Raw genomic sequence first — 6,958 nt, 5'->3', positions numbered from 1 at the left:
CAAACTATTTTACAGTCTCTTTAATTAACAAAGTCGCTACTTGTTTAAGCTTGTCTTGCTTATATAAGTTTTTATCTTTAATAATATCTTCAATCTTAGATAAATTATTAGTTGCAAGTTCTGGTGAATATTCAGAATAAATTTCTTTCAACAAATCATTTAATTTATCAACAGGTCCAATCCCATCTTCACCACGCAAAGAAAACTTAGCTGCTTTAAAAGCATTAACTGAATCTTCTCTTAAAAAGTTCCCGCGATATTTAACAATATGGTGAACAGCCATAAATATTTCGCGTAAATCATGTTTTTGATTATCATGCATCAAAGCATTACGTAAGTGGTAAATAGTTGGATATTTTTTATAAAATCTCTTGTCAGCTTTTATACTTTTAAAAACAATTGCATTAAATTGCTTACGACTATCTTTAGGAGAATAGTCTGATTCTTTTAATCTTCTAAAAAAATTAGGATCTATTTTTTCCATTTCTGGATCAAAGATTTCTTCAAGTAAACCTAATCTCCAGTGACGTCTTGCTAATCTTCTTCTAGTAGTTCTAAAAGAACGTCTATCAGCTGCAGCTTGCCCTTCTTTAAAAAGGCGTGCGCCGATAGCAGTCTTCCCCTTTAGCTTCAAAATATTATTTTGTTTATCTGTTACTACGTAACCACATGAGTTTGTCCCGATATCGAGACCAATGATGTAGTCTTTTATTTCTTTCATAAAGACTTCCCTCCATATTTTTCCTATAACTCGTTAATCTTGACATACCTAAATTATCCTATAACTTCAATACAAATAAAAGGACTCAGTTATTCTGAGTCCTTTTTATTATCAATTTAGTCTAATCTCCTAAAAACTTAATTCCAGCCATTTGCCTGAGATTATACAATACTTCCCCAACTTGAGCAGAAAGTACCCAATAGTCAAACAATTTTTCATCAGAATCAGCGAACAAATCCGCAAATTCATTCATTTCTTCATATAGCGGATTATCTGGCACCTTAATCCGACTAGCATGCTTTTTGCCATCTGCATCATAATAATCAACCTTATGCATATTTAAAATCGAATCTATTCCAACAACCTCTTTATCGCCATAGATTTCGGACCCTTGATAAGTTGTTGTATTTTTGGCAATATCAATAGTCACACCAAAGCCATGATAATCTAAAATTGCAATCCCAGATAGATCAATCTCATTTTTATATAAAACTGGAGAATACATGCAAGAATTTGGCATCCCAAACAAAGCAATCGCTACATAGACACCATACACCCCAATATCCATCAAGGCGCCTCCCGCAAATTCGGGTTTAAAGATATTAGCTCGCTTCTGACCAGGAGCCAAAGTATGCATTCTAGAAGAATATTGCCGGACATTCAAATATGCCCCATCAACTTTAGGTAACTTTTCAACCTCATTCATTAATTTTTGAAAAATTTTAGTATGAATATGCCGAGCTGCTTCAATAAAGTGACAATCATGCGTATCTAGTAATTTAGCAATTTCATCATATTGTTTTGGATTAGTAAAAGCAGGCTTTTCAACAATTACATTTTTATCATGTTCAATAGCCATCTTCGCCTGCTTAAAGTGTAGCGAATTAGGGGAAGCTATATAAACTACCTCAAAATCGCCATTTGCAAAAAAGTCTTCCAAATCATCAAAAAATTCATCAATTACTAGTGGCTCACCAAATTCCTTAGCTCGCTCAAGTGAACGCGAATAAACAGACGTAACAGTCCATTTTTTAGTTGCTTGAGCTGCCTCAACTAATTGCTTGCTAATCCAGCTTGTACCAATAATTCCTAATTTCAGCATAGAAAGCGCCTCCTTTTTAGATTATTATACAAAAAAGTTGCTAGCACTACCGCGCTAACAACTCTCAGTTTCTCTTATTTAGTGATGAAATCTAACAGCTTATACATAATCTGCTTATTTTCAGAAGGAACTTGTCTTTGCAGAATTTGCTCTGGACTTTGTTTTAAAGCATTGTTATGTAAAGCATATTCACCATCATTTACTACCATTTCACGCACATTATCTGCTAATGGCTCAAAGTGAAATTGCAAACCAATTACATGACTACCAAACACAAAGCCTTGATTTTTTACTAAATCACTTGAGTAAAGTAAATGCGCACCTCTTGGCACTTCAAACATTTCTTCATGCCAGTGCATAGCTAACATTTTTTCAGGTAAACCCGCAATAACATGATTTTGTAAATACACTGGCGCCCAACCAACTTCTTTATGTGGTGCTTTACCAATCTTGCTTCCCAATACTTTGGCAATCTGTTGTGCACCATAGCAAGCTCCTAACATAGGTGTATCACTAGCTAACAACTTGGTTATTAAAACTCGCTCTTCTTTAATCCAAACTAAATCATCGTTAGGACTCATCGGACCACCCAAAATAACTAACATGTCAGTTTCACTAGCTTCAGGCAATTTTCCAAATTGATATGGATGATAAACATACATTTCATATCCTCTATCACGACACCAGTCAGCAATTGCCCCAGGACCTTCGTTAGGTGTATGTTGTAAGATATTAACTCGCATAATGCGCCTTTCTATTACTACGGCAAAAATTGAATTAGGTCTCGCCTGCAAATACCTAAGATGCATTAATTATAGCACGCTCAATAGTCTATATTTAAATAAAAAGAACAAGATACTATCTTGTTCTTTTATCTACAGATTTATCTAAATTCAAGTACATCCCCAACATCATAACGAGTAGAAACAAGCTCTTTTTGGCTTTCATCTGGCTTACCAATAGCAATAGCCATTACAGGAACATAGCGAACTGGATCAAGTCCCATCGCAAGTGCCATCTTAGTTGCATCATATCCAGCAATCGGATTAGTAGCAAATCCTCTTGCTCTAGCGTCAAGCATGAATTGCATTGCAGCTAAACTTGCGTCAACCATCGCATCAGCTGTGAGCAAAGTTCGATCAGCTTTTTCATATATTGGCAAAAAAGTTCCTAAAATTGTGTCCAAACGTTCCTTAGTAATCTTCTTTTCTTCATACATCCCTTGCCATAAGTCACGATACTTTTTAAAAGCGTCTGTATCGCCAAAAAGAACAACCATTGCCGAACAAGTATCAAGTTGTGGATAATTAAAAGGCATAAAAATTTTACGCAATTTTTCTTTACCTTGATCTGTATCAACCACTACAAAATGCCATGCCTGCAAATTACATGATGAAGGCGCAGTTGTTGCTTCTTTAACTATTTCTGTCAAAACACTTCTGTCAATTTTACAACTTCTATCAAAATGTCTTACAGAGTGACGTTTAAGCATTACATTAGAAAAAACATCATTCTTAAATTCTGTTTCTATCATTTTTATTACCTCTTTGTGAAATATCTTACTTTTAATACAGCCATATCATAGCACTATTTTTATCAAAAAAATCCGCAACTTATACACATAGTAAAATATTGTGTTATAAATAAATAAACCGCTTTCATTTTAAGCAAAAAGTGATTAGATATTCTTGTAAGCAGGAAACATATTTTAACAAAAAGGAGGTATTTATCTTATGACTAGTTATCTTGTTAACAAAGAAGATCTTGTTAACTTTCTTGATAATCCCAATATGAAAAATCAAGATGGTTATATGTTTGCTTATGTCACTTCACCCGAGGTCCTAGCTCGGCTAGTTCCAGCTCCATTAAAGCCGGTAGCTCCCGTTATTGCAGGCTATATTACTCACATGGGTAATCCTACCTTTGCTAAACCTTATGATGAAGCAGTTCTCTATAGTTTAGTATCCTATGGCGGACGAATGGTGGGCGCCTATCCTTTTACCCTATTTTTAAGTGGTGACGGGGCTGAAGAAGCTATGCTTGCTGGTCGTGAAGGTGCCGCTATTCCCAAAAAGTTGGCTGATAAAATCAGCTATACAGAAGCCAACGGTTGTACGCACGTAGTAGTCACAAGACATGGCGTAGATTTAATCAATCTTACCTTTACACCAGGTATTCCAAATAATCCTGATATTGCTAAACAATTAATGGGGAGCCAATCAGCATTAGACACTCCAACTGATACTTATAGCTTTTTCTTTGACTATAAGATTGACCAAGACCATGATGGTCATAACCATTTCATTAATACTCGTTTAATTGCAACCAAAACGACTGGCACTACTCATGCATTTACACCTGGTAATATCACAATGGAATTAGGTACAAGTAGTGATGACCCAGTCAGCGAATTGACCATATTAAAACCAATTGGCGGTGCTCATTACCAAATGACAAGTGGAAAAATGCACGAAACAATCCAACTTACCCAAGTCGATTCTAATGAAATTGCACCATATTTAATTACCGGTCGCTATGATCAAGCTATTTTAGGAAAGTAAGGCGTTATTATGTTTAAAAATATTACTATTGCAGGTGCCGGAACATTAGGAAGTCAAATTGCATTTCAAACTGCTCTTTGTGACTTCAATGTTAGAATTTGGAATCCACACCCAGAAAGAGCTAAGCGGCGGTTGGCTGCACTTCGCCCATTTTATAAAAAAGATATGGGGTTGACTGATGAACAATTTGATAAAGCAATGGCAAATATTCTTTCAATTACCAATGACTGGGAAATTCCATTTAAAGATTGTGATTATTTAATTGAATCCGTCCCAGAAAGTTTAAATGTAAAGGCAGATTTTTATCACAATGTTTGTCCACATTTACCAGAAAAGACCATTATTGCATCAAATTCATCAACCATGGTACCAAGCCAACTTGTTAACTATGTTGATCGCCCTGATAAGTTCTTACATATGCACTTTGCTAACCATATTTGGACAAACAATACCGCTGAAATTGTTGGAACTGATAGGACTAAGCCTGAAGTTATTGAAGATGTAATTGAGTTTGCTAAGGCAATTAAGATGTTACCAATTCATATGAAAAAAGAACAACACGGTTACATTATGAACGCTTTATCTGTACCATTCTTAAATGCTGCTCTTGAATTATGGGCAAATGGTGTCGCAGATCCAATCACAATTAATAAAGATTGGATGAATTCAACTGGCTGTCCATTTGGCCCATTTATGTCAATGGACATGGTTGGTATTCGGACTGTTTATGCAATCTTCGCACAACAAGCTCGCACTCCTGAGGAATTAAAGGTAGCCAAAACAATGAAAGATATGATTGATGCTGGTCATTACGGTATTGAAGCAGGTGAAGGCTTCTACAAATATCCAAATCCTGCTTTTGAAAGAGCCGACTTTTTAACTTCAATTGAAGCTCGTTAAAAAATCTTTTATCCCTCAATAAAAAAACTCACCTTAAAGGTGAGTTTTTTTCTAATCAATTCCTTCCATTAAACTATGAATTCGTTTAACTAAGAACATTAAAATAATCCCAAAGACAATACTTACAACCCCTACAGCTAAGAAATATTGTACTTCTGTTTTTGGTGTATAAAGTTTAACTGTTTGTGCAGTTACAGCTTGTCCTACTGAATCAGCCATATACCAAAGTGACATCATTTGTGACTTAAATGCTTTAGGAGCTAACTTAGTTGTAACTGATAACCCAATTGGGGAATTAAGCATTTCACCAATTTCCACCAAGAACCATGAACCTACAAGCCATAATGGACTTACACGGTGATCTGGTGAAATAAATGCAGGAATAGCCATCCAAACATATGAAAGCCCTGCAAAGATTAAAGCCCCAGAGAACTTACCAGGTGCAGATGGTTGCTTCTTCCAATTATTCCAAAGTGCCACAAACACTGGAGTTAAAATCATGATAAACAAAGGATTTAACACTTGGAAGTTAGCAGCTTCAAAATGCCAAGCGCCTAAATGAAGAATTGTTCTATCTGCAGCAAAAAGTGCCAAAACAGTTGAGCCTGATTCTTCAATTCCCCAGAAAATTGCTGCTGCTATAAATAAAGGAATGTAAGCTAATACACGATGCTTTTCAACCTTAGTAACCTTATCACTTCTAAGCATCATAACAAAGTAAATAACTGGCATCGCAATTGCAATTACTGTAATTAAGTTAATAATGCCATCAATATTCAAGCTACCCATGAAAAACATTATAGCCAAAACAAGAACTAAGGACAAAAGTCCAAGTAATACTTGCTTTATAAGTTTTTGCTTTTCACTTTCATTAAGTGGATCATTTGGCTTAAAGTCCTTTTCATTTAAATACTTCTTACCATCAAACCAGTATTGTACCAAGCCAAAGAACATTCCAATTGCTGCAAGAGAAAATCCAGCATGGAAGTTAGTTTCATCACCAAAAAGATGTAACCCAAAACCACTAGCTGCCCAAGGAACCGCGATAGGAGCAATCACTGCCCCTAAGTTAATACCAAAAACAAATAAACTAAAACCAGCGTCGCGACGGTTGTCATTTTCTTCATATAAATCACCAACCATTGCACTAGAAGCAGGATTAAGTAATCCTGATCCCATAACAATAAAGGCAATAGATAGATATAAAGCAGCTGCTCCAAATGGCATCGACAAGCAAATATGTCCTAACATAATGAGAACTCCACCAATAAAGGTTGTTCTTCTAGGTCCCCATACTCGGTCTGCTAACCAGCCACCGGCAATTGTTGAAATATAAACAAGTGATCCATAAATTGACATGATTGACGCAGCTAAAGTTTGCGACATTCCCAAGCCGCCTTTTTCCAGTGCGTAATACATGTAAAAGATGAGGATTGCTCTCATCCCATAATAACTAAAACGTTCCCACATAACTGTATAAAACAGTGTGGCGAGACCTCTAGGCTGTCCAAAGAAAGACTTATCGAGGTCTTTTTTGTTATCCATATATCTTTATCTCCTTAGATTAATTTATTGTCAGACTAATTAATTATTAATAATAACAATGTGTAAAATTTTAATATATAAATCACTTATTGTCAAATTGGTATAATTCAGAAACTGTCAAATTTTTTG

The 6,958-nt window shown here is 35.5% G+C and carries 7 protein-coding genes; 2 read left to right on the top strand and 5 right to left on the bottom strand.

Going from position 1 to position 6,958, the window contains the following annotated elements; genetic code table 11:
- Nucleotides 1-4: 4 nt before the first annotated feature.
- The 4 genes from cas9 to ACNDLV_RS07810 all read right to left on the bottom strand — a co-directional run bounded on the left by cas9 (nucleotide 5) and on the right by ACNDLV_RS07810 (nucleotide 3,357).
- Complete coding sequence (gene cas9, locus ACNDLV_RS07825; protein ID WP_498883070.1) at nucleotides 5-721, bottom strand: type II CRISPR RNA-guided endonuclease Cas9; 717 nt, start codon at nucleotides 719-721, stop codon at nucleotides 5-7.
- A 121-nt stretch (nucleotides 722-842) separates the two neighbouring features.
- Nucleotides 843-1,823 (bottom strand): Gfo/Idh/MocA family protein, encoded by a 981-nt coding sequence (locus tag ACNDLV_RS07820; RefSeq protein WP_006587694.1) that lies wholly within the window; start codon nucleotides 1,821-1,823, stop codon nucleotides 843-845.
- A 74-nt stretch (nucleotides 1,824-1,897) separates the two neighbouring features.
- Nucleotides 1,898-2,566: a type 1 glutamine amidotransferase gene (locus ACNDLV_RS07815; RefSeq protein ID WP_006587695.1), complete on the bottom strand. Its 669-nt coding sequence runs from the start codon at nucleotides 2,564-2,566 to the stop codon at nucleotides 1,898-1,900.
- Nucleotides 2,567-2,706: 140 nt separating this feature from the next.
- Nucleotides 2,707-3,357 (bottom strand): nitroreductase family protein, encoded by a 651-nt coding sequence (locus ACNDLV_RS07810; RefSeq protein ID WP_006586408.1) that lies wholly within the window; start codon nucleotides 3,355-3,357, stop codon nucleotides 2,707-2,709.
- A 199-nt stretch (nucleotides 3,358-3,556) separates the two neighbouring features.
- Here ACNDLV_RS07810 and ACNDLV_RS07805 point away from each other — a divergent pair, with 199 nt between their 5' ends.
- Nucleotides 3,557-4,384 carry an acetoacetate decarboxylase family protein gene (locus ACNDLV_RS07805; protein WP_006586407.1) on the top strand — a complete coding sequence of 276 codons (828 nt, stop codon included), beginning with the start codon at nucleotides 3,557-3,559 and terminating at the stop codon, nucleotides 4,382-4,384.
- A 9-nt stretch (nucleotides 4,385-4,393) separates the two neighbouring features.
- Nucleotides 4,394-5,284, top strand: coding sequence for a 3-hydroxyacyl-CoA dehydrogenase (locus ACNDLV_RS07800; protein WP_006587696.1), 891 nt, complete (start codon nucleotides 4,394-4,396; stop codon nucleotides 5,282-5,284).
- Between the two features lie 51 nt (nucleotides 5,285-5,335).
- On the opposite strand, the gene ACNDLV_RS07795 is transcribed toward ACNDLV_RS07800, so the two are convergent.
- Nucleotides 5,336-6,829: a peptide MFS transporter gene (locus tag ACNDLV_RS07795; protein ID WP_006586405.1), complete on the bottom strand. Its 1,494-nt coding sequence runs from the start codon at nucleotides 6,827-6,829 to the stop codon at nucleotides 5,336-5,338.
- Between the last annotated feature and the right edge of the window lie 129 nt (nucleotides 6,830-6,958).

The sequence above is a fragment of the Lactobacillus fornicalis genome (assembly GCF_055362665.1).
The sequence above is the reverse complement of the archived record's forward strand: the minus strand, read 5'-3'. Positions and strand labels throughout refer to the sequence as shown.